16 protein-coding genes and 1 riboswitch are annotated in these 22943 nt (G+C 60.0%); of the genes, 13 read left to right on the forward strand and 3 right to left on the reverse strand.

Annotated elements, in window-relative coordinates:
- Nucleotides 1–81: 81 nt before the first annotated feature.
- Nucleotides 82–414, reverse strand: a complete 333-nt coding sequence (locus ACF8EF_RS03275) for a multidrug efflux SMR transporter (RefSeq protein ID WP_176683116.1) — start codon at nt 412–414, stop codon at nt 82–84.
- Between the two features lie 86 nt (nt 415–500).
- Between ACF8EF_RS03275 and ACF8EF_RS03280 the strand changes: the two genes are divergently transcribed.
- The 7 genes from ACF8EF_RS03280 (at nt 501) to ACF8EF_RS03310 (ending at nt 13934) form a co-directional block, all read left to right on the forward strand.
- A complete protein-coding gene (locus ACF8EF_RS03280; protein ID WP_003249460.1) occupies nt 501–1391 on the forward strand; it encodes a LysR family transcriptional regulator in 891 nt (296 codons plus the stop codon).
- Between the two features lie 11 nt (nt 1392–1402).
- Nucleotides 1403–2674: a lipid IV(A) 3-deoxy-D-manno-octulosonic acid transferase gene (waaA, locus tag ACF8EF_RS03285; protein ID WP_392460964.1), complete on the forward strand. Its 1272-nt coding sequence runs from the start codon at nt 1403–1405 to the stop codon at nt 2672–2674.
- Between the two features lie 238 nt (nt 2675–2912).
- The gene (locus tag ACF8EF_RS03290; RefSeq protein WP_392460965.1) at nt 2913–5057 is read left to right on the forward strand and encodes a type I secretion system permease/ATPase; all 2145 of its coding nucleotides are present in this window, start codon (nt 2913–2915) and stop codon (nt 5055–5057) included.
- Nucleotides 5054–6472, forward strand: a complete 1419-nt coding sequence (locus ACF8EF_RS03295; protein WP_392460966.1) for an HlyD family type I secretion periplasmic adaptor subunit — start codon at nt 5054–5056, stop codon at nt 6470–6472. Before ACF8EF_RS03290 ends, ACF8EF_RS03295 begins: the two co-directional genes overlap by 4 nt.
- A 244-nt stretch (nt 6473–6716) precedes the next feature.
- Entirely contained in the window at nt 6717–7523 is an 807-nt protein-coding gene (locus ACF8EF_RS03300; protein WP_176683121.1) for a hypothetical protein, read from the forward strand.
- A 298-nt stretch (nt 7524–7821) separates the two neighbouring features.
- Complete coding sequence (locus ACF8EF_RS03305) at nt 7822–8502, forward strand: hypothetical protein (RefSeq protein ID WP_176683122.1); 681 nt, start codon at nt 7822–7824, stop codon at nt 8500–8502.
- A gap of 77 nt (nt 8503–8579) precedes the next feature.
- Nucleotides 8580–13934 carry a S8 family serine peptidase gene (locus ACF8EF_RS03310; RefSeq protein ID WP_392460968.1) on the forward strand — a complete coding sequence of 1785 codons (5355 nt, stop codon included), beginning with the start codon at nt 8580–8582 and terminating at the stop codon, nt 13932–13934.
- A 128-nt stretch (nt 13935–14062) separates the two neighbouring features.
- On the opposite strand, the gene ACF8EF_RS03315 is transcribed toward ACF8EF_RS03310, so the two are convergent.
- Nucleotides 14063–15496 (reverse strand): TolC family outer membrane protein, encoded by a 1434-nt coding sequence (locus ACF8EF_RS03315; protein ID WP_021783855.1) that lies wholly within the window; start codon nt 15494–15496, stop codon nt 14063–14065.
- A 160-nt stretch (nt 15497–15656) separates the two neighbouring features.
- A riboswitch (TPP riboswitch) is annotated at nt 15657–15763 on the forward strand.
- Nucleotides 15764–15917: 154 nt separating this feature from the next.
- Here ACF8EF_RS03315 and thiC point away from each other — a divergent pair.
- Together thiC and cytX are read left to right on the forward strand one after the other, a co-directional pair.
- The gene (thiC, locus tag ACF8EF_RS03320; protein WP_021783856.1) at nt 15918–17798 is read left to right on the forward strand and encodes a phosphomethylpyrimidine synthase ThiC; all 1881 of its coding nucleotides are present in this window, start codon (nt 15918–15920) and stop codon (nt 17796–17798) included.
- 144 nt (nt 17799–17942) lie between these two features.
- Nucleotides 17943–19226: a putative hydroxymethylpyrimidine transporter CytX gene (gene cytX, locus ACF8EF_RS03325; RefSeq protein WP_332730669.1), complete on the forward strand. Its 1284-nt coding sequence runs from the start codon at nt 17943–17945 to the stop codon at nt 19224–19226.
- Here the strand turns inward: cytX and ACF8EF_RS03330 are convergent.
- Complete coding sequence (locus tag ACF8EF_RS03330) at nt 19195–19941, reverse strand: RsiV family protein (RefSeq protein WP_176683123.1); 747 nt, start codon at nt 19939–19941, stop codon at nt 19195–19197. The genes cytX and ACF8EF_RS03330 overlap by 32 nt on opposite strands.
- 185 nt (nt 19942–20126) lie before the next feature.
- On the opposite strand from ACF8EF_RS03330, the gene ACF8EF_RS03335 reads away from it, so the two are divergent.
- The 4 genes from ACF8EF_RS03335 to ACF8EF_RS03350 all read left to right on the forward strand — a co-directional run bounded on the left by ACF8EF_RS03335 (nt 20127) and on the right by ACF8EF_RS03350 (nt 22924).
- Nucleotides 20127–20744 (forward strand): NUDIX domain-containing protein, encoded by a 618-nt coding sequence (locus tag ACF8EF_RS03335; protein WP_003249478.1) that lies wholly within the window; start codon nt 20127–20129, stop codon nt 20742–20744.
- Nucleotides 20735–21187, forward strand: coding sequence for a DUF1249 domain-containing protein (locus ACF8EF_RS03340; RefSeq protein ID WP_176683124.1), 453 nt, complete (start codon nt 20735–20737; stop codon nt 21185–21187). The genes ACF8EF_RS03335 and ACF8EF_RS03340 overlap by 10 nt, the downstream gene beginning before the upstream one ends.
- An 85-nt stretch (nt 21188–21272) precedes the next feature.
- Entirely contained in the window at nt 21273–22073 is an 801-nt protein-coding gene (cpdA, locus tag ACF8EF_RS03345) for a 3',5'-cyclic-AMP phosphodiesterase (RefSeq protein WP_392460969.1), read from the forward strand.
- A 242-nt stretch (nt 22074–22315) separates the two neighbouring features.
- On the forward strand, nt 22316–22924 hold the full coding sequence (locus ACF8EF_RS03350; RefSeq protein ID WP_392460970.1) for a YqiA/YcfP family alpha/beta fold hydrolase: 609 nt from the start codon (nt 22316–22318) through the stop codon (nt 22922–22924).
- The last annotated feature ends 19 nt before the right edge of the window (nt 22925–22943 follow it).

Genomic DNA, 22943 nt, shown 5'->3' on the forward strand with positions numbered 1-22943 from the left:
CCTCGAAGACTGGGACAGCTGGCAAGTATACAGGCTATACCTGTGAGGGCCCTATCGTCGGCGAGCCCCGCACACCGGCTCTCAATGCCCAGCGGTCTTCGAAAACAGCTGAATCACCACCACGCCACCCACGATCATGGCCATGCCAAGCATCGCCGGCATATCCAGCTTCTGCCCATAGATCACCAGCGCCGCCACACTGATCAGCACAATCCCCAGCCCCGACCAGATGGCATAGGCAATCCCCACCGGAATGCTGCGTACCACCAGCGTCAGCATCCAGAACGCAATGCCATAGCCAACCACCATCAGCAGCAGTGGCAACGGCGTGCTCAGGCCTTTAACCGCCTTCATCGAGGCGGTAGCGACGACTTCGGCGCAGATGGCAATGGCGAGGTAGGTATAGGCATTCATGGCGGGATCCTCCGTTACTGAGCGAGCATTCTAGACGTTGCCTGGATGGGGTAAAGTCATTACCTATCAATTGGGGAGATAGGTTGATGGCCGAGCAATGGAACCTTGAACAATTGCGTACCTTTCTGCGCGTTGCAGAACTGCGCTCGTTCTCCGCGGTGGCACGTGAGCAGCACAAAGCCCAGTCGGCGATCAGCAGCGCCATCGCGCTGCTCGAAACAGACCTAGGGGTCACCCTGTTCGAGCGCAGCAGCGGCCGGCAACCGAAATTGACTGAAAACGGCAGCGCCTTGCTGGAAGACGCCCGCGAATTGTTACGCCAGTGCGAACGCCTGGATGGCCGCGCCCTGGCCCTGATGCGCGGGCAGGAGGCCTTGCTGCGGGTCGCTCAGGACGAAGCCATGCCATATCAGCCGGTGATCGACAGCCTCGACGAACTGGCTAGCCGCTACCCGTTCCTGGAGGTGCAACTGGCCAGCGGAGCCCAGGGCGATGTGGCGCGCAAGCTGGTGGAGCGCCGCGCCGATCTGGGCCTTTTCTTCCTCCACGAAAGCATCCCGGCTTCCTTGGAACGCCGTGCCTTGGGCAGCGTGGAGATGGTCACGGTGTGCGCGGTCGGCCACCCGCTGGCGGGCGAAGGCCGGGTTACCCGGCAACAATTGGCCCGCCACCGGCAGTTGCTGATCACGCCACAACAAAGCGGTTACCCCGGCGGCGAAGCGATCAGCCCGCAGGTCTGGCGTGCCGACAGCTTCTACGCCATGGCCGAACTACTGATGCGCGGCCTGGGCTGGGCCTGGTTACCCCGGCATGTGGTGCAGTACCCGACCTACCAGGCGCACATGGTCGAACTGGACAGCGACTGGCGGCCGCCGGCCTTGGTGGCAGAGCTGGCCTGGCGCCGCGATGAACCTCTGGGCCCGGCTGCGCAGTGGCTGGCCGAGCGCTTTGCAGTGCACCTTCGCGCGATCGGGTAGACTTAGCCGCCATGAACAGAACTCTCTATACCTTGCTGTTTCACCTGGGCCTGCCGCTGGTTGCGCTGCGCCTGTACCTGCGCGCGCGCAAGGCGCCGGCCTATGGCCAGCGTATCGGCGAGCGCTTCGCTTTCAAGCTGCCGGCCATGCGCCAGGGTGGTATCTGGGTACATGCGGTATCGGTGGGCGAGAGCATTGCGGCCGCACCCATGGTGCGTTCCTTGCTCAAGGCTTACCCGGAGCTGCCGATCACACTGACCTGCATGACCCCTACCGGCTCTGAACGCATCCGCGCCATGTTCGCCGACGAACCGCGCGTGCAGCATTGCTACCTGCCCTACGACCTGCCTTGGGCGGCGGGGCGTTTTCTCGATCATGTGCAGCCTAAGCTGGGCATCATCATGGAAACCGAGCTTTGGCCCAACCACATTCACCAGTGTGCCAGGCGCGGCATTCCGGTGGCGCTGGCCAATGCGCGCTTGTCCGAGCGCTCGGCCCGTGGCTATGGGCGCTTTGCCAGGCTGACCCGGCCGATGCTGGCCGAGATGAGCCTGATTGCCGTGCAGACCGAAACCGAGGCCCAGCGCTTCCGTGACCTGGGTGCACGCCCTGAGCGCGTGCGAGTCACCGGTTCGATCAAGTTCGACCTGACGATCGACGAACAGCTGTTGCCGCGCGCCAGGGCATTGCGTGAACAGTGGGGGGGCGGCCAGCGCCCTGTGTGGATCGCCGCCAGCACCCACGAAGGTGAAGATGCCTTGATCCTGCAGGCGCATCGGCAGTTGTTGCAGGTGCATGGCGATGCCTTGCTGATCCTGGTGCCGCGCCATCCCGAGCGCTTCAATGCAGTGCATGCGCTGTGCAGCGAGCAGTTCACCACCGTGCGCCGCTCTGCCGGCACGCTGGTCGATGCGCAAACGCAGGTATTGCTGGGCGACACCATGGGCGAACTGCTGTTCCTGTATGCCCTGGCCGATATTGCCTTCGTCGGTGGCAGCCTGGTGCCGACCGGTGGGCACAATCCGTTGGAGCCTGCGGCGCTGGCCTTGCCGGTGCTCATGGGGCCGCATGTGTTCAACTTCCTCGAAATCAGCGCGATGCTGCGCGAGGCGGGTGCGTTGCAGCAGGTGGATGATGCTGACGGGCTGGCCGGCGCGGTGCGCCGTCTGGTGGAACTGCCGCAGGATGCCCAGCGCATGGGCGAGGCGGGCAGGGCGGTGATGCGGGCCAATCAGGGGGCTTTGCAGCGATTGCTCGAGGGTCTGGGGGCCTTGATCCGCTGATAATCGACATATCCACTCAAAGACCCGGTCTAGAGTGGGTATGTCTGATTCTGGTTATTTATTCCTACGGCGTAAGTTATAACTTCCTACACTGGATTTCTCGCCGTTAGGAAACTTCCTACGAATAGACTTTAAAAGTCAGAAGTGTCACACGCTTGTGTCGGAAGCTTGTAGGACGTTTGTCCTATTGCTTCGGGCTAGTATCGCCTCATGTCCGGTTTTCATAAGAGGTGGCGTGATGGCTGATTTATCTGATGGCAATGCCAACACTATTGAAAGTGGGCTGGTGTGTCTTATCACGCTGGCGCGTTACCATGGTGTTGCCGTCTCTGCCGAGCAGTTGCAGCACGATCATGCAGCAGCGGGTGAGCGTTTCTCTACCTGCACACTACTTCGGGCATTTCAGCAACTGGGCCTCAAGGCCAGACACCGCAGCGTCGATCCGGCTCGGCTGCAGCATACTCCTTTGCCCGCTATTGCAGTGGATACGCGTGGTGAATACTTCATCATCGCGCGCGTGGAGGGCGAGCAGGTTCTGGTGCAGGACCCGCACTCCCGCGCGCCGCAAGCGCTGACCCTCGCGGAACTGGTGGTGCGCTGGTCGGGAGAACTCATTCTGGTTCGCTCCGATGCCCAGTTGCCCCTAGGGCTGTCGCGCTTCGACTTTACCTGGTTCATTCCTGCTCTGGTGAAGTACAGGCGGCTATTTGGCGAAGTGCTCGTGGTTTCCCTGGTCATTCAGATACTGGCTTTGCTGACGCCTTTGTTCTTTCAGGTGGTAATGGACAAAGTCCTGGTGCATCGCGGTTTGACCACGCTGGATGTTATCGCCTTGGGTTTATTGGTCGTCGTTCTGTTTGAAACATTGCTGAGTGGGTTGCGTACCTATGTGGCAGCTCATACAGCGTCAAGAATCGATGTCGAACTGGGTGCAAAACTGTTCAGGCATTTGATCGATCTTCCAACCGCCTATTTTCACGCCAGGCGAGTCGGTGACTCGGTTGCCCGAGTGCGAGAACTGGAGAACATCAGAAGTTTCCTGACCAACAACAGCATCACGCTAGTGCTGGATGTGCTGTTCTCGGTGGTCTTCATCGCTGTCATGTTCCTCTATAGCGGATGGTTGACGCTGGTCGTCGTTGGCTCGCTGCCTTTCTACTTTCTCGTATCCCTGGTCGTTACTCCGCTACTGCGGGCGTTGATTGATCAAAGCTTCCAACGCGGCGCCGAGAACCAGGCTTTTTTGGTCGAGGCGGTCAACGGCATCGACACACTGAAGTCGATGGCCGTGGAACCTCAGGTGACCCGGCGCTGGAATGATCAGTTGGCCGCTTATGTATCTGCCAGTTTCAAGACCCAGAACCTTTCCAGTCTGGCCAATGAAAGCGTCGGCCTGATCGGCAAGCTGGTCACGGTAGCCACCTTGTGGCTGGGGGCCCGGCTGGTCATCGAAGGCGCACTCACGGTGGGCGAGCTGATCGCCTTCAACATGCTCGCAGGGCGCGTGTCGCAGCCCATCATCCGCCTGGCCCAACTCTGGACCAGCTTCCAGCAGACAGGGGTATCGATTCAACGCCTGGGCGACATTCTCAACACCCGTACCGAGGTCAACCAAGGCAAGGGCACGGTGCTGCCCACACTTGTCGGGCAGATCGAACTCGATCGTGTGTGTTTTCGCTATCGGCCGGACGGGGGCGAAGTGGTGCGCGATGTCAGCCTGAAGATCGCCGCCGGAGAAGTGATAGGCGTTGTAGGTCGCTCGGGGTCAGGCAAGAGCACGCTGACACGCTTGATTCAGCGGCTGTACTCACCTGAGCGGGGGCGGGTATTGCTCGACGGTGCTGACCTGGCGGTAGCCGATGTGGCGTCACTGCGTCGGCAGATCGGCGTGGTGTTGCAGGACAACGTGCTTTTTCGGCGCACCGTGCGCGAGAACATTGCCCTCGGCAACCCAGCAGCACCGCTTGAAGAAGTGATCGCCGCAGCGACGCTGGCGGGTGCTCACGAGTTCATCCTCGAATTACCGGATGGCTACGAAACCCTGATTGGTGAGCACGGCGCCAGCCTGTCGGGTGGGCAGCGACAGCGCATAGCCATCGCCCGAGCGCTGTTCGGCAACCCACGCATCCTCATTTTCGACGAAGCCACCAGTGCGCTGGACTATGAGTCCGAACGGATCATCCAGCAGAACATGGCGCGGATTTGCGCGCAGCGCACGGTCATCATCATTGCCCATCGGCTTTCGGCAGTACGCCATGCCGACCGCATCGTGGTCATGGAGCGTGGGCAGATCATCGAGCAAGGGACTCATGATGAGCTGCTGGGTTATCCACAGGGCACCTATGCCTACCTGCATCAACTGCAGCTCGGGGCCGCCGTATGAGTGTGGCGTTCAAGGACCTTGCCGAGCGCTACCGGGATGCGTGGAGGACGGCATGGCGAAAGCGCCGGTGCATGGACGGCCCCGTACGTGAAGCCGACGAACTGGCCTTTTTACCTGCGGCACTGTCCTTGCAGGAAACGCCAGTGCATCCCTTGCCGCGCTACCTGCAGTGGAGCCTGCTGATGTTCATCGGGCTGGCGCTTGCCTGGGCTTGCATCGGTGAGATCGATGTCATCGCCAGTGCCGAAGGCAAGATCGTGCCCAGTGGCAGGAGCAAGTTGATACAGGCCAGCGAGGTCGCGGTGGTGCAGTCGATCCACGTCGTCGATGGCCAGCCGGTGCGCAAAGGCGATGTGCTGGTCGAACTGGAAGGGCAGTTGACCGAGGCTGATATCAAGCGCCTGGGCAGCGAACTGCTGGCTGCACAGATCGATCAGGCCCGCGCCAGCACACTGCTGAGTGCGCTGGACGGCGATGTGGCACCTGCCTCCCTGGCACCATTGATACCGCAGGCCACGGCCGCGCAGCAGGCAGGCGCGCAGCGCTGGCTGGAGGGGCAATACCTGGAGTTGCAGGCCACGCTGGAACAGGCCGATGCCGAAATCGGTCAACGCGCTGCCGAAATCCGTTCCGCCCAGGGCCGGGCTGACGCGCTCCGGCAACTGTTGGTGATCACCCGCCAACTGACGGCGGATTACAAGCTGTTGTTCAGCGAATCGGCCGTGGCCAAGCACACCTACCTGGAAAAGGAGCAGGCCCGCCTGGAGCAGGAACGCGAACTGGCACTCCAGCGCTCGCGCATCGACGAACTGAACGCTGCACGGCTTGCTGCTCAGCACCGCCGTAGCGGTGCCATTGCCCAACTGCGCAGAGCCATGCTCGACCTTCACGGTGAGGCGCAACGGCGCATTGCAACCCTTGAGCAGGAGTTGAACAAGGCCGAGCAGCGGCATCGCCTCAAGGTACTGACATCCCCCGTTGACGGCACCGTCCAGCAGTTGGCGATCCATACACAGGGCGGGGTGGTTACACCCGCGCAGACACTGATGGTCATTGTGCCGACGGGCGAGCCGGTGGAAGTGGAAGTGAAAGTCGAGAACAAAGATATCGGCTTTGTTTTTCCGGGTCAGCACGTGGAAGTGAAGATCGAGACATTCACCTTTACTAGGTATGGCGTTGTACCGGGGGTGGTGGAGAGTATTTCCGATGATGCCATTGAGGATGACCGGCACGGTCTTTTGTATAGCGCTCGAATCAAGTTGGCCAAGGAAGCTTTGCGCGTAGGGGATAATGACTTGCCGTTGACGGCAGGCATGGCTGTGCGTGCAGAAGTGATTGTGGATAGGCGCAGGGTTATCAGTTTCTTCTTGAGTCCCCTGCAGCGGCATGCAAAGGAAAGTCTGAAGGAGCGATGAATGAAATATAAAAATGCGTGCATTGTATATAGAGCGGCTTGGAGCTTAATGCGGATCTGTAGTGCCAATAATATTGGCTGGCATGGCGAGTTGCTGTGCTGTCGGTCTCGGTGGTTCAGATGCGTTTGGGGCTGGGAGCAGCATTTCCGTGTTGTGCGAAAGAAATTTTGGAGAAGTTCATGCATTGTCTGAAGCGAAGTTTGCTTAGTGGCTGATATGGGCAGACTGGCTCTAGGGAGGGGTGATGATTGGTTGCAGGTATATCTTTCTCTTTGTGAAGGTGCTGTTCGGAAAGCTAATTGCGCTGTGTAGAAGATTTGGTTTGGTGCTGTGGGGTTTTAGCAAATTGTTGTTGTTGCTAAGTGTGGCGTGGTTGTTGGTCGCCATTGTTGTTACCCCGACTTGGGCGCCGAAGAAGCTGACGACCCCTAATCCAATGGTGTGTGGAAAGGTCTCGGGTGTTGTTTATGAGCTCCCTAGGAAGTATGTGATCTATTGGTCTGGGGATGAGGGCAAGAGTTCTTGGGAGCCGGTATTTATAAATATCAAAAAAGGCTGTGGTGCAAACTTGGCGTCACTCTATATGGCAATGAGTTGGCCGGAGATGCAGCCCGTCTCTTACGGTGAGGCGACGTCTTTTCGCTTTGATGGGATATCGGTCGCAATTGGGCCTTGGCTGCATGGGGAAGCAGGGTTGAGAAAACAGCTCCAGCATTATCTTCGTGAAACACCCGCGGCTCTAGTTAAGGCTAGCAAGCTGAACGAAGATCTCGGACTAAATTTTCTCGAGGGTGTTGATAGTGAATTTCCTAATCGGCGCAAGGGCTTTTTCTGGCTGGAGGCCAAGGGACGCATGCAATACATCGGTTATTGCAACTGGGTGGAACCCAAGGCCAATTACTCGCGTTGCTATTTGAAGTTTTTGATACCCGGAGGGGATGCAATTGTTAATGTGGAATTTTTATGGGAGAGGCTTGGGGAGTGGCATAACATTGCTTTGGCAGTGGGTGAGTTTTTCATGAATGCTGCGAGGTATCGGGTCGATAAATAATCAGGATGGAAATGTCCGATGTGGAAGAGGCGCGTCAGGCTTAGCGTGATAAGAGGGCAGGCTCTTGTGAGTGTTGATTTTTTGCGGGGTGAGTTGAGGTGTGTGGTTAATAGAATTGAAGAATTGCAAGGCGAGGTGTAAGGCAAGGAGAAGGGAAATGATCAAAGTTAGATTCTGCCCTCTTTTGGTTGCATGTCCGAGAAAGCTGAAGGAGCGCTAAGTCATTATGAGAAAAATACCATGTTTGTTTTTCCTATGGGCTTGGAATTTTTTGAGGCTTTGCTCCGCTGTACTCTTGTTGACTCCCGTGCTGGTGATGATAGTTGTGGCTTGGAAAAGCGAACCTTGGAAGCCAGGGGAGGTAACGTTTGATCCTTTCGTGTGCGGCAGAATTTCAGGGGAAGTGTACAAGTTCTCTAGGTTGTACTTTCCATTTTGGCCAGAATATGAGGGAAAAAGCTCTTTTGATCCTGGCTTTATTTATAACAAAAAAGGCTGTGACGCAAACCTGGTATCTGTATTTTTGTCAATGACCTGGCCAGAGCTCGAGCCGGCGGATGACAGTCTAGTGTTCCGGCAGGGCTTGGAGCATGAGGGGCTGTTGGTCGCAGTGGGCCCGATAACTGCAAGAGAGGGGGATTTACGGCGTCAACTCGATTTTCTTTTGCGGAAAAGCCCAGCAGAAACAATAACGCTTGCTGAGTACGATGAGTCAAGCAGCCTCTATCGTGTAGAGGCGCGTGACACGATTTTTGAAAATCACAAGAAGCTTATCTATTGGCAGGGTGAGCTCGATGACTTGGCTGCTGTGGGGTATTGCAGCTGGCGCCCGAAAGTGCCGAATTACTATTCGTGCGGAATGACATTTGTAGTGTTTGGAGACGTACTCGTCAAGGTGATAATGCGCCCTGATAAGTTAGTGCGGTGGTTGGAAGTGAGGCGCTCAGTGGTCGATTTTTTAATCAATAGCAGAAGATGAGGTGGCAAATGTCGGGGTTGACAAAAGAAGATATAGCGGTTGCGCGTAAAATTTTTGAGTCCAAAGGTGTTGGGGATATGTATGACTATATGGCTATGAAGGGGGATCGATATGCCGTGCTTGCCAATGGCGTTGCTAAAGGCAACTCCATAGCAGGGTTGGCTGCTATAAATTTCATGAAACGAACTGAGGCAGATGCCGGGCGCCCCATGAGCGAGGCAGATGTTGAAGAAGTAAGATTGGAAATGGGGAAAGCTTATTTGGAGCTTCAAGAGCGCAGGGTGATGGATGGTACGTTAGATGGTGATCCAAATCATATGGAGGTTTGGGATTTCCATAGTGACGTATTTAAAAGCTTGGGTAGGTCGAAAGATGCCTGGACTTTGAACTCTGTGTTTGAGTTAACCGATCCGGAGTATCGCGAGTCATATTGGAAAAAGGTACTGGATGCGGCGGGAAGCCCGGGTAGTGAGTTTTGGTTGTCCATTCAGACTGATAGTAGAATGGCTAATAGCACTGTAGTGGCTCCGGATGATATGCGTGGCATGGCCAAGTACTGGAAATCTCGTATTGATTCGCCGACCGCCATTGCATCTTTTCTTTATTCAATAGGAGAAGTTGCGGGAAATGGCTTGGCCAGTGTGATCTCCGAACTCGTAGATTCTGAGAATCCAGGGGCTATAGATCCATCCTTGAACATCGAAATCACCCCCACAACCGAATCCCGCCGCGACCTCCAAGGCCAGGACGATATCCGCAATGACGTCTCCAACGGCTACGTCGATCGTCGCCTGACCCACAGTATCGCATTCACCGACAGCACCCTCGACAACACCGACTTCACCTCCGCTCAGTTGGGCAGTTTGGCCACCGGTGGTGTTCGCCCCGGCGAGCTCCAGATCGACCCCAACGTGCGACCCAATCAGCACCTGGCTCAGTTCTATCGTGATGGCAATGAACAACCGGATTTCAGCCTGCGCAATGCCGTGGTACTCAACGGGTTGGCAGCAATGACTACGGTGAACACGTTTGTCGACCCGCTCTTGCTCGACCTCAGCGGCAAGGGCGTTGGTCTGACGGGTATCGAGGAAGGCGTACTGTTCGATATCGATAACAGTGGTTCACTGCGCCGCACCGGCTGGGCAGACCGGCTGACCGGCATGCTGGTGCATGACAACGGTACCGGCCAGGTGAGCAACGTCAGCCAGCTGTTCTCCGAATACTACGGCGGCAAGGCAGGCAGCGATGGCAGCTCTGGTGAAACGCCGTTCAAGGATGGCTTCGCCGCCCTGGCAAGTGTTGACGCCAACGCCGATGGCGTCATCAATGTTGAAGACGCCGTCTGGGCGCAATTGAAGGTGTGGGTCGATGGCAACCACGACGGGCGTGCCGATGCCGGTGAGCTGAGGGCATTGCAGGAGCATGGCATTAGCCAGATCAAGCTCGGCCAGGTCGAGCCGGTAGGAGAGGTGCGTCAGGGTAACGAGGTCATTTCCCGAGGCGCTTTCACTGTTAATGGTGAGGACCGGGAAGTACTGGCGGTGAGGTTTCTCGCCGATACCGTCGGTAATCGGATCGAGGCCCAGGAGGGTGGCACTCTACTGACTTCGTCAAGCGGGCCCACTTCCCGAAGGGCCTACATCAGCCAGAGTGCTCAAGGCAGCACGCTGGACGCCGCAGCGCTCGGCGTACAGACGCTGTACGGCAGCGCGGGCGATGATGTCTTGACCGCGGCCCCAGAGGGCAGTTGGCTGGTTGGTGGCGGTGGCAGCAACACCTATCACGGCGGGGCGGGCGACGATGTATTCGTGATCAGTGCCAGCGACGATTGGGCGAACATGCAGGGCAATGGTGGGCGCGACACGGCACTGATCGTGGGGGAGCATGGCGTTGGGCTGAACATGGCCAAGGCCGGGCTGACCATTGCGCAAGGCGGGCGGGGTAAGGACATCATCGCCAGCGGCGGTCAACGCGGAGTTTTCATCAAGGGCGGCTCGGGCGACAGCTTGCTGATTGGCGGTGGCGGCAACGATGTGCTGGTTGGCGGTACGGGCCGTAACGACATCATTGGTGGTACCGGCAAGTCGGTGATCTATGCGGGCCCCAAGGGGGATCGCATCCGGGCCTCGGCGGGCGGAAGTATCATTTACGCCGGTGGTGGCGCTGATCAGATTACGGGCGGTGCTGCCGATGACGTGATCGAGGCCGGACGCGGCGATGCCACGATCGACGGAGGCGCGGGCACCAACCTGGTCAGTTTGCATGGTGCTCACGACGAGTACCTGATCACACGTACCGAATCGGGCCACCTGATCACCGACACCGTGGCGGGACGAGATGGCCGTCTGAGTTTGAGCAACATCCAGAAACTCAGCTTCGCCGACATTGCTGCCGTCGATCTTCTCGGCGGGGGCGCCATGCCAATCGGCGACAGGCTCTCGCCTGAGCAACTGGCTACATTCGCCACCACTGATACGGCGCTAATAGTCCCTGCAACGGCGCTGCTGGGCAATGATCAGCCACTTGGCAGCAGCGGGCCATTGCGCATCGCCTCAGTCAGCGCTGGCAAGGGTGCAACAGTGCGGCTGAACGAGCAGGGTGATGTGGAGGTCACGCCGTTACCAGGCCATGACGGTGATGTCAGTTTCCGCTACGACTTGGTCGATGCTGCCGGCAACGCGTCCATGAGTGTGACCGAGGTGGGCAGTGCTGCATCAGCACCCTTGCGGGCACCGGTAACGTTGCGCCATGAACAATCCCCCGCTGACCCGCTGTCGGGGCGGCAGTGGTATCTGGACGAGATCAATGTCGCGCCGGTATGGCGTGACTTCACGGGCAAGGGGGTGAGGATAGGGCAGTTCGAGCCGGGAGGGGAGTTTGCCGTGGCGCCGGAAATCTTCGACATCGGGCACCCCGATCTCAAGCCGAATATCGATCCCATCTGGCTGCAAACCCAACGCACCAATGGCACGCTGCCCGCTCTGGCGTCCAATCATGCCACTCAAGTGGCTGGGGTCATGGTTGGCGCGCGCAATGATCAAGGAGGGATCGGCATCGCATATGAGGCGAAGATCGGCGGGCACTACCTGGCCAACAAAGGCGATGACCTGACCAATCTGGGGCAAATGGTCAACTACGACATAGCCAACAACAGTTGGGGTTTCAAAACGGACTTCGGGCTCACAAATGTTCCAGAAGGAAAAGTCGATACTGCTCTGGCGCTGGCATTCAGCACTACGCTTGCCGCCACCAACGGCCGTGGCGGGCTAGGCACCATCGTCGTTGCCTCTGGTGGCAACCAGCGCCATAAAGGCGGTAATGCACAGGGCTCGCTGACCAACAACAACCGCCACGCCATTGAAGTGGCGGCCATCAATGCAAAGGCAGACCTCTCGGTGCTGCAAGCTGCCACGGCACCCTTTTCCAATCCAGGTTCCAGCTTGCTGGTCGCTGCACCGGGGAGCCATGTTTTATCCAGTGGCGTCAGCCTTGAAGCGGAGCGCGGTGCGTCGGTCGGCAGCGCCTACAGCACGACTCAGGGCACCAGCTTCGCCGCGCCGATCGTCTCAGGCGTGGTGGCGTTGATGTTGCAGGCCAACCCGGGGTTGGGTTACCGGGATGTTCAGCAGATCCTCGCACTGTCTGCGCGCAAAGTGGATGACGCATCAACCCAATGGGCTTACAACGCAGGGCGCAATTGGAATGGCGGTGGCATGCACGCCAGCCACGACTATGGCTTTGGCATGATCGACGCCCGCGCCGCGGTGCGCCTTGCCGAGTCCTGGGGGAGCCGGGCGACCAAGGCCAATGAACGGCTGCTGACAGCCAGCAGTGAACCAGTGGCTCAACAGGTTGCGGCGGGGCAGGTTGCGACTTTGTCTTTGACCCTGCCGGCTGATTTGCTGGTGGAGCATGTGGAGGTCGATGTCCACTCGATGGTCGGCCGCCTTGGCGACATGACGCTCACGCTGGTGTCGCCTGGCGGCACGCGCAGCGTACTGCTCGATCGCACAGGCAAGGCGCCGGGCTCGGGTGATGACGATCTGGGCGATTCGCGTTCAGGGGCGTTCAAATATGGGTTCATGTCGACCCATCATCGCGCAGAGCGCTCGGCTGGGGAGTGGAAGCTTGAGGTGCGTAATGCTGTTGCTGGCTTACCGCTAACGCTTGATCGCTGGACGCTGCGCCTCGTCGGCAGCCCCGGCACCACCGATGATGTCTATTACTTCACCGACGACTACGCGAACCTGGTGGCAGAAAACCCAGGGCGCGCGAAGCTTGACGATGCCATCAGCGGCACCGCTGGCGGGCGCAATACGTTGAACGCGGCTGCAGTAAGTCGCAGTATCTCGGTGGATCTGGCCAGCGGCAGCGCCAGTATTGCCGGTGCGGCGCTCACCATAGCCCCTGGTTCGGTGCAAAACCTTATCAGTGGTGATGGCGACGATACCTTGATTGCCGGGACCGCCGGGGCATTACTGGATGGTGGCCGTGGGTACAATCTCCTCAAGGGGGGTGAGGGTACCGACCGCTTTGTCATCCACAGGCGTGCAGGCGGTAATGATGTACTCAAGCAGTTCGAGACTTCGCGTGAGGTGATCGACCTGGTCGGCTTTGGTGGTTCAGGGTTTGCTGACTTGCAGATGCAACAGGACGGCAATTCGACTGTGCTCGACCTTGGCAGTGGGCAGAAGCTGACGCTTGCGGACACTACGATTGCCGAACTGCGGTCAGCGAACTTCCGTTTCCTTGACGCTTTCACCGCTGCACCAGGTTATTTCGAGGGCAGCCCTGAAGAGCAGACGACCCCGCCTGTCAGCGCGAATGTTCTGCTTACCGGTGGTGCAGGTGGCGTGTCGCTTGCCAGTGACGCCTCCGGGCAGTTGGTGGCTTCGTTGGCAGGCACGATATATTCCCCGCCGACGGTTGCGCCCAGCGTGTTTCTGGTGACAAAACAAGAAGGTGTGAGCGATTACAAGAACACCCTTCGGGGGTTCCGACACGGTATCGACAAGATTGACCTGACCCAGGTAGGCATCAGTCGCTTCGAGGATCTGCACGTCAGCAAAGTCCAGCGCTTCAAACTCAATGACTTTGCGCAGATCCACGGTGTAGCCGTTGATACCCAGGCAGTGCCGGGGCAGGAAGGTATTGTGAAGATGCTGTACCTGGATGCGCTCGAAGTTGCGCAGGTGACAGCGGAGGACTTTATCTTTGCGCAGCCGGCAATGGTCACATCTGAAGCGGTTGCCGTGCCAGAGGTTTCAGCCCTTTCCGCAGGGGCGTCGCTGTTTGCTGTCGAGCACTCGCTACCGAACCTGGGGAATCTTGTTGATGCAATGGCTGCGTTCGCCCCTGAACCTGCGGGGCCTGCGCTAATTGGTGATATGTCGGTTCAACGCATCGACTCGACGATTGCCGTAGCCGCCTAGGCGTTGTCGTTCAGGGCTGGAGATTTTGGAGGCCTATCTCCAGCGAGCCAGCTCCCACAGGTGCATCATGCCTTCAGGCCTGGCACCGTGTGGGAGCGGGCAAGCCCGCGAAGAGTCCAGCCCCTATCTCAAGGCCTGCGCTCGAAGTTCTTGGCCGCTGCTGCCGCCAGGTCCGGCGGCAGGAAGTCCTTGTCCGGGTTGTAGTCAGGTTTCAGGTAGCGCTTCAGGTCCTGCAGGTCTTGCGGGCTCAGGGTGCCGGCTGCCTGCTTCAGGCTCAGGTTGTCGAGGATGTAGTCGTAACGGCTATTGTTGTAGTCGCGCACCGAGGTGTACAGCTGGCGCTGGGCATCAAGCACGTCGACGATGTTGCGGGTACCGACCTGGTAGCCGATTTCGGTGGCTTCCAGCGCGCTCTGGTTGGAAATGATCGACTGCTTGCGCGCCTGCACCTGTTCCACATCGGTGTTCACTGCGCGGTGCAGGTTGCGGGTGTTTTCCACGACCTGGCGGCGCAGGCTTTCACGCTGTTGCTCGCTCTGGCTCAGGCGCTGGTAAGCCTCGCGTACCTGCGAGCTGGTCAGGCCGCCGCTGTAGATCGGTATGTTCAGTTGCAGGCCAACGCTGGTCTGCTCGACATCGCCGCTGTAGCGCACCCCCAGTTGCGATGGGTTGGTGAAGCCAAGGCTGTCGTTGTCACCCTTCTGGTACTTGGCCACGGCGTCCAGGGTCGGTGCATGCCCGGCCTTGCGCTGACGCAGGGTCTCTTCTGCGGCAGAAACCGCGTAGTTGGTGGCCAGCAGGTTGAGGTTCTGGCGCCCGGCGGTTTCGACCCAGGCCTTGGCATCGTTGGGCGTTGGCACTTGTACCGGCAGGCTATGCACCACGCCCTGGATAGAGGTGTACTCACGGTTGGTCAGGGTCACCAAGGCCTCGAAGGCATCCTGCACCTGGCGTTCGGCGATGATCCGGTTGGCGCGTGCAGTGTCATAACTGGCTTGGGATTGCAGCACGTCGGTCTTGTCCGAAAGGCCCACGTCGAAACGCTCGTTGGACTGATCCAACTGGCGCTTGAAGGCAGCTTCTTCTGCCTTGGTGGCGGCCAGGTTGTCCTGGGCACGGAGGACGGCGAAGTAGTTTTGCGCGGTTTGCAGGATCAGGTTTTGCTCGGTCGCCGACAGCTCCAGGGCTGCCTGTTCGTTGACTGCTTCGGCGGCTTGCAGCTGGAACCAGCGATCTGCGCGGAAGATCGGTTGAGCCAGGGTCGCGCTCCAGGAGTTGCCGCTGCGATTGGACGTCATGGACGGCTCGTCCAGCTTGGTGCGGGTGTTCATCATCTCGGCACCGGCCGACAGGTTTGGCAGCAACCCGGCGCGGGCCTGCGGCACCACTTCGCGGCGCGCACCGTAATCGGCGCGTGCGGCAGCCAGGTCGGCGTTGTTGTCCACTGCCTCCTGGTAGACGCTGACCAGATCGGTCTTGACTGTCGAGGGCACGTCCGCTGCCCAGACCACTCCGTTGGACGCACAAGACACGGCTATCGCCAGTGAGAGTTTGCGCAGCATAGAGGCAATCCTTGTACGAAATTTAATTACTGAACTGTTGAGTATCGAGCGATGGGCCAGTGTAGTGCCATGCGCACCCGGCAACAATCGCTCGGTGTGCCTTTCATCATCCGCGCATTTACCTGCTTGGCTTTGCTGACCACTCCAGTCTAGACTGCGCATGTTCTTGTCGGGGTGCCTTGAAGCAAAGGCTGAGATCGCAGAGGTGCGGATCCCGTTGAACCTGATCAGGTTAGCGCCTGCGTAGGGAACAAGATTGCTCACCTTCCCGGGGAGCCTCTTGTGCCAGGTCCGGGATTGTCACAGCTGCATACAGCTTCAGGCACCCCCATATCCGGCACTGCACCCAAAGAGGGTGCGTCCGCGCGTTTCAGGTTCACCCCGACATTCCACTGCTAGGAAGCCGTCAGGAGAGCCTGTGATGACCAAACAAGAAAAAACGATCAACCTCAGCGAATCGGCACAAGTCGATCAGCAGTCCGTACAACCGTTCCCGCGTTCGCGCAAAGTGTATGTCGAAGGCTCGCGCCCGGACATCCGCGTCCCCATGCGTGAAATCAGCCTGGATGACACTCCGACCGATTTCGGCGGCGAGGCCAACGCCCCGGTGCTGGTGTATGACACGTCTGGCCCGTACACCGACCCCGACGTGATCATCGACGTGCGCAAAGGCCTGGCCGATGTGCGTTCGGCGTGGATCGAAGCCCGCGGTGACACCGAGCGCCTGGAAGGTCTGAGCTCCGACTTCGGCCAGCAGCGCTTGAACGATGCAGAGCTGGCCAAGCTGCGTTTCGCCCATGTGCGCAACCCGCGCCGGGCCAAGGCCGGCGCCAACGTCTCGCAGATGCACTATGCCCGTCAGGGCATCATCACCGCCGAAATGGAATACGTGGCCATCCGCGAAAACATGAAGCTACAGGAGGCCCGCGCCGCCGGCCTGCTGAATGAGCAACATGCCGGCCACAGCTTCGGTGCCAACATCCCGAAAGAAATCACCCCGGAATTCGTTCGCCAGGAAATCGCCCGTGGCCGCGCGATCATTCCGGCCAACATCAACCACCCGGAAGTCGAGCCGATGATCATCGGCCGCAACTTCCTGGTGAAGATCAACGGCAACATCGGCAACAGCGCCCTGGGATCCTCGATCGAGGAAGAGGTGGCCAAGCTGACCTGGGGCATCCGCTGGGGCTCGGACACGGTCATGGACCTGTCCACCGGCAAGCACATCCACGAAACCCGCGAGTGGATCATTCGCAACTCGCCGGTGCCGATCGGTACCGTGCCGATCTACCAGGCCCTGGAAAAGGTCAACGGTGTGGCAGAGGACCTGACCTGGGAACTGTTCCGCGACACCCTGATCGAGCAGGCCGAACAGGGCGTGGACTACTTCACCATTCACGCCGGTGTGCTGCTGCGCTATGTACCCCTGACCGCCAAGCGCGTCACCGGCATCGTCAGCCGTGGTGGCTCGATCATGGCCAAGTGGTGCCTGGCGCACCACAAGGAAAACTTCCTGTACACCCACTTCGACGAAATCTGCGAAATCATGAAGGCCTACGACGTCAGCTTCTCGCTGGGCGACGGCCTGCGCCCTGGCTCGATTGCCGACGCCAACGACGCCGCGCAATTCGGTGAGCTTGAAACCCTCGGCGAGCTGACCAAGATTGCCTGGAAGCACGACGTGCAATGCATGATCGAAGGCCCCGGCCACGTGCCGATGCAGTTGATCAAAGAGAACATGGACAAGCAGCTGGAGTGCTGCGACGAGGCGCCGTTCTACACCCTCGGCCCACTGACCACCGACATTGCGCCGGGTTACGACCACATCACCTCGGGCATTGGTGCGGCGATGATCGGCTGGTTCGGTTGCGCCATGCTCTGCTACGTTACGCCGAAAGAGCACCTGGGCCTGCCGAACAAGGACGACGTCAAGACCGGCATCATCACCTACAAGATCGCCGCGCATGCCGCCGACCTTGCCAAGGGCCACCCGGGTGCACAGATCCGCGACAACGCCCTGTCCAAGGCGCGTTTCGAGTTCCGTTGGGAAGACCAGTTCAACCTGGGCCTCGACCCGGACACCGCCCGTGCTTTCCACGACGAGACCCTGCCGAAGGAATCGGCCAAGGTCGCGCACTTCTGCTCGATGTGCGGGCCGAAGTTCTGCTCGATGAAGATCACCCAGGAAGTGCGTGAGTACGCTGCCAAGATCGAGGCCGTGGATGTGACGGTCGAGCAAGGCATGCGTGAGCAGGCCGAGCGGTTCCGCCAGGAAGGCAGCCAGCTGTACCACAAAGTCTAAACCGCAGCACCTTACCCTGTGGGAGTGGGCTTGCCCGCGAAGCAAGCACTGCGGTGCATGGCACCGGCTTTGCCGGTGTTCGCGGGCAAGCCCGCTCCCACAGGGTGGTGCATGCCACTCACCATCATTCCTGCGGACATGACAATGACATCACCCAGCCAGTTCTCTCCCGACCATCCAATCCCCATCCAGCAGCGCATCTTCGGTGCTCGCGACCTGTTCTCACTGTGGTTTTCCCTCGGCATCGGCCTGATGGTGCTGCAAGTCGGTGCCATGCTGGCGCCAGGTCTGGGCCTTGCTGGCGCGGTGCTGGCCATCGCCCTGGGCACCGGTGTCGGTGTGCTGTTGCTGGGTGCGGCGGGGGTTATCGGCAGTGACACCGGGCTGTCCGCCATGGGTACCCTGAAACTCAGCCTGGGCAGCCATGGCGCGCGCTTGCCGGCGCTGCTCAACTTGCTGCAACTGGTGGGTTGGGGCGCTTTCGAGATCATCGTCATGCGCGATGCTGCCAGCTTGTTGGGTGCACGGGCGTTCGGTGAGGAAAGTGCCTGGAACAGCCCCATGCTCTGGACCCTGTGCTTCGGTGCCCTGGCCACCCTGCTGGCTGTCAGCGGGCCACTGGCCTTCGTGCGCAAGGTGCTGCGCGCCTGGGGCATCTGGTTGTTGCTGGGCGCCTGCCTCTGGCTGACCTGGAACCTGTTCGCCAAGGCCGACCTGGCGGAGCTGTGGAACCGTGCCGGGGATGGTTCGATGTCGCTGGCGGTTGGCTTCGATATCGTCATCGCCATGCCGCTGTCCTGGCTGCCGCTGATCGCGGACTACTCGCGCTTTGCCCGCAATGGCAAGCATGTGTTCGGCGGTACGGTCGTTGGCTACTTCATCGGCAACACCTGGCTGATGAGCCTGGGCGTGGCGTACACGCTGGCGTTCGCCGCCAGTGGCGAAGTCAATGCCTTGCTGTTGGCCCTGGCGGGCGCCGGCATGGGGATTCCGCTGCTGCTTATTCTGCTGGACGAGTCGGAAAAGGCCTTCGCCGACATTCACTCGGCAGCGGTTTCCACCGGTGTGCTGCTACCGCTGAAGGTCGAGCACCTGGCGTTGGCCATCGGCGTGTTGTGCACCCTGATCGCCCTGTTGGCGCCACTGGCACAGTACGAAAACTTCCTGTTGCTGATTGGCTCGGTGTTCGCACCGCTGTTCGGTGTGGTGCTGATGGACCACTACGTGGTCCGTCGACGCCGTTTGCCAGCCCAGGTCAATGGCTTGCACTGGCAGGCGTTGGTGGCCTGGTTTGCCGGGGCGGTGGCCTATCACCTGATTGCCGCCAAGGCGCCGGAACTGGGCGCGACCCTGCCAGCATTGCTGCTGGCAGGTGTGCTGCATGGGTTACTGAGCCTCAGCCGCGGCCGGGAAACAGTTCAGGCTTGAGTACGCCATTCAGGCGCGGGTAGGGGATCTTCAGTTCCACGTGGCCCATGGAATAGGGCGCGATGGCATAGACCTCGTACTTGACCACTACCGCGCCGTACGTCAGGGCGACGTGCGGCGATTTCTTGAACGGCCAGGTCTTGACGAACTCGGCATCCTTGTCCATACCCACGCTCATCAGCCAGGCACGGTGCGATTCTTCGACGGTTTTCCAGAAGGTGTCTTCCTGGCCGGGCACCAGCATGTCCTGCAGGGTCAGCACTTTGTCCAGCTTGCGTGAATAGTTGATGAAGCCGCGGCCGGGCATGCCGTGGGCGCCACCGCTGTCCAGGTAGCTGGACAACTCGATGATCACCAGCCCGTCATGCTGCTCGCGTACCTTGGCTTGCAAGTAGCTGCTGTTACGTTTGTCGGCACTGGCCAGATATTGCTGTTCGTAGGCCTGCAGGGTGCCTGGTGCGGTGCCATGCTGATTGTCTTCGGTCAGTTGCAGCAGGCGTTTTTCGACGATGCCGTCGAGCTTGGGCAGCGCCGGGAAGTGGATCATGTCGATGTTCACCAGCGGGCAGTCGCTCTCGCTGCAGCCGGGTTTGACATGCTCCCAGGCGTCGCGCTTGACCTCGAGCGGGGCCCGGTAGTTGGGCGTGAACAGGCTCTGGCAGGCGCCCAGAGCGAGTGCCAGCACGGCCACGGAAGTCAGTTTGACAAGTGTCATGATGATCCTTGCAGAACAGGGAAAAGTCGGCCTTTGACCGTCTGCGCGGCCTTCAGTTCGCCACTAAGCTAACAGAGTGAAGGGCTGCTGTCCCGAGTGCGCCAGCGGTTGCTGGAAAGGGATGAAACCAACAGGCGTGCGGAGTAGGATGGCGCGAAGCAGTATTCGAGGTAATGAGGATTTCCATGTCAGACGCGTTGAACGCTGTGCCCAAGGGCTTCGAAATCATCGAGCGGGCCAATTGCTTCCAGGGCTTTTACAAGCTCGACAAGTTACGCCTGCGTCACGAGCTATTTGCCGGTGGCATGGGGCGCGAGATCAGTCGCGAGCTGTTTGTGCGCCACGATGCGGTATGCGTGCTGCCGTACGACCCTGCGCGCGATGAAGTGGTGCTGATCGAACAGTTCCGCGTGGGCGCACTGGACAAGGTCGCCAACCCTTGGCTGATCGAGATGGTTGCCGGGCTGATCGACAAAGACGAGCAGCCCGAGGAAGTCGCCCATCGCGAGGCTGAAGAAGAAGCCGGCCTGACCTTCAGCGCCCTGTGGCCGATGACCCGCTACTTCCCGTCGCCTGGCGGCAGTGACGAATACGTTCACCTGTTCCTCGGCCGTTGCAGCAGCGAGGGCGCGGGAGGGCTGCATGGCCTGGAAGAGGAGGGCGAAGACATTCGCGTACGCGTATGGGCGTTCGAGGATGCCCTGCAGGCGGTGCGCGACGGGCGCATCTGCAACGCGGCAACCATCATTGGCCTGCAATGGCTGGCGCTGAACCGTGACGAAGTAAGAGGTATGTGGAAGTGAACCTGCTGCGCGAGCGCTATCGAGTCGACCTGGTCGGGCTGCAGGCAGCCTGCGAGGCCAACTACGCCCGGCTGATGCGCTTGTTGCCCGACATGCGCACCACCCAGAGCTCGCGCCGCATCGGCATGACCCAGGGCGACCAGATGCTCGGCGTGCTGGTAATCGACGTGGTGCTGGCCTGCCCGTACACCACCACCCTGCATGTGCGCCAGGAACACAGCCTGCCCTGGTTGCCAGTGCCACACCTGGAAGTGCAGGTGTATCACGATGCGCGCATGGCCGAAGTGGTCAGTGCCGAACACACCCGGCGCCTGCGCAGCATCTACCCGTATCCGAACGACGCCATGCACCAGCCGGACGAAAAGGCCCAGCTCAACCTGTTCCTGGGTGAATGGCTTAGCCACTGCCTGGCTTGCGGCCACGAACTGGCAAGTGTTCGCTGAATTGTGACGTGAGTCGGTTGCGGGTGTTTGCTCGTCACCGTCGCCCAGCCATAATCCCCGCTGAATCCATTCGAGGAGATGGCCGTTGTCGCCGCCAGACCAATCCCGCCCTGTGCACGTGGTGCAACTGACCGATGCCCACCTGTTCGCTGACCCGGCTGGCAGCATGCTGGGCCTCAAGACCCGCGACAGCCTGCGCCACGTGGTGGCCCAGGTGCGGCGCGAGCAGCCGCTTGTCGACTTGCTGCTGTGCACGGGCGACCTGTCCCAGGATGCCAGCGTGGCATCCTATGAAGCGTTTCGGGAGCTGACCGCACCGTTTGCCATACCCACTCGCTGGCTGCCGGGCAACCATGACGAGGCTCAGGTGATGGCGCAGGTGGCGCCGGAACTGGTGCAGGCGGTGACCGATATTGGCGCATGGCGGGTGGTCATGCTCAACACCGCCGTGCAGGGTGCTACCCACGGGTTTCTGCAAGATGACCAGCTGGCCGTACTGGAATCCGCCTTGAAAGAGGCCGGCGAGCGGCATTGCCTGGTGTGCTTCCACCATCAGCCAGTGGACATCGGCTGCGCCTGGATCGCGCCGATCGGCTTGCGCAATGCCCAGGCGCTGTTCGATATCGTTGAAGGATATCCACAGGTACGGGCTTTGTTATGGGGGCATGTGCATCAGGAATGGGATGAAGTCCGAGGGGGGCGGCGCCTGCTGGCCACGCCGTCGACCTGCATTCAGTTCGCGGCGCGCAGCGAAGACTTCCAGGTGAGCGAAGAGCATCCGGGGTACCGCTGGTTGCGCCTGCATGCCGATGGGCGGCTGGAGACCGGGGTGGAGCGGGCACTGGATTTCGAGGTGCAGCTCGACTTCGATAGCCCTGGCTATTGATGATTTTGGGGGCTGCTGCGCAGCCCTATCGCGACACAAGGCCGCTCCCACAGGAGATCGCGTACCCCTGTGAGAGCGGCCTTGTGTCGCGACAGGGGCGCAAAGCACCCCCGGCACTTTCAAAGCTGTTGAAGAATTTGTTGCTAAAACCCCTGTGCGGCGCCAAAACCCGGCGAACGCGCTACACTGCGCGTCCCTGCGCCCGCATTATCAGGCGCGAAGCCACAGATTCCGGGGGCAGCATGTCGGGTTCCATCCTCTATATCCATGGCTTCAACAGCTCGCCGCTTTCGACCAAGGCGCGTCAGCTGGAGGCAGTCATGCAGCAGCTCGGCCTGGCCGACCAGCTGCGAGTGCCGGCCCTGCACCACCACCCACGGCAAGCCATGGTCCAGCTCGAAGCGGCCACCGCCGAACTGGGGGCGCCACTGCTGGTGGGCAGTTCGCTCGGCGGCTACTATGCCACCCATCTGGCCGAGCGCCATGGCCTCAAGGCCCTGCTGGTCAACCCGGCGGTAACCCCGCACAAGCATTTCGACGGTTACCTGGGCACCCAGCGCAATCATTACAGCGGTGAAACCTGGGAACTGACCCACGATCACGTGCAGGCCCTGGCCGAGCTGGAAGTAGCGGCCCCGGCCGATGCCGACCGCTATCAAGTGTGGCTGCAGACCGCCGATGAAACCCTGGACTATCGACACGCCGAGCACTATTACCGTGCTTGTGCCCTGCGTATCCAGGCCGGTGGCGACCACAGCTTCCAGGGCTTCGCCGAGCGCCTGCCGGCACTGCTGGCGTTCGCCGGCATTGCCCGTGGGCAGTATGCGGCGCTCGATTTTTCTGTATTTTGACTTTTTTGCATTCACCAGA

Source organism: Pseudomonas sp. zjy_15, assembly GCF_043101865.1.
GTDB lineage: Bacteria > Pseudomonadota > Gammaproteobacteria > Pseudomonadales > Pseudomonadaceae > Aquipseudomonas > Aquipseudomonas putida_Y.